This window comes from Synechococcus sp. R55.2 (assembly GCF_047462075.1).
Lineage (GTDB): Bacteria > Cyanobacteriota > Cyanobacteriia > Thermostichales > Thermostichaceae > Thermostichus.
Genome location: NZ_JANSIH010000105.1, coordinates 1 through 1,005, shown reverse-complemented (window position 1 = coordinate 1,005; position 1,005 = coordinate 1). Strand labels below are relative to the sequence as shown.

The 1,005-nt window shown below is 58.7% G+C and carries 2 rRNA genes; both read right to left on the bottom strand.

From position 1 onward, the window contains the following. Window positions 1–138 precede the first annotated feature (138 nt). A 5S ribosomal RNA gene (gene rrf, locus NW838_RS03880) occupies window positions 139–255 on the bottom strand. A 100-nt stretch (window positions 256–355) separates the two neighbouring features. After that, a 23S ribosomal RNA gene (locus NW838_RS03875) occupies window positions 356–1,005 on the bottom strand; the annotation flags it as partial.

Below are 1,005 nucleotides of genomic sequence, written 5' to 3'. Positions count from 1 at the left end.
CAAGTCTACGCCAGATGGCAGGTTGCGCATTGGATAAACTGCACGGAATTTTGAGGGCAGTTTATTGGGTAAAGCGTACAAAGCTGAGAGGCTTCACAGCTGTGGATAAACGCGAGCGGCGCAGAGCTGCGCAGCAGGGCTTGGCAATGACCTACTCTCCCAATCCGTCGCCAGATCAGTACCATCGGCGCTGGCGGACTTAACTGCCGAGTTCGGGATGGGTTCGGGTGTACCTCCGCCGCTTCTATCACCAAGCGCTGCTGCGCACCTCAGCGCCGCCGCGCCAAGCTGCACAGCCTATCATGCCACACCAACAAGCAGCGCCGCCAGAGCGACCATTTCTCCGCAAGCACATGACGACAAGGCCTCGACCATTAGTACGGGTCGGCTCACGCATCTCTGCGCTTACACCTCCCGCCTATCTAGCACGTCGTCTGCGTGCGGTCTTACCTCTCTCGAGTGAGGGAACTCATCTTGGGGCGAGCTTCCCGCTTAGATGCTTTCAGCGGTTATCCCTGCCGCAGGTGGCTACCGAGCGATGCCGTTGGCACGACAACTCGCACACCAGCGCTGCGTCCAGCTCGGTCCTCTCGTACTAGAGCCAGCTCCCCTCAATTCCCTTCCGCCCACAGTGGATAGAGACCGACCTGTCTCACGACGGTCTGAACCCAGCTCACGTACCGCTTTAATGGGCGAACAGCCCAACCCTTGGGACCTTATCCAGCCCCAGGATGCGATGAGCCGACATCGAGGTGCCGAGCGAAGTCGTCGATGTGAACTCTTGGACTTCACCAGCCTGTTATCCCCGGGGTAGCTTTTATCCGATAAGCCACGACCCTTCCACTCGGTATCGTGGGATCACTCAGCCCGACTTTCGTCTCTGCTCGACCTGTTTGTCTCGCAGTCAAGCTCCCTTTTGCCTGTACACTCAACGGTGGGTTTCCATTCCACCTGAGGGAACCTTTGCGCGCCTCCGTTACCTTTTAGGAGGCGACCGCCCCAGTC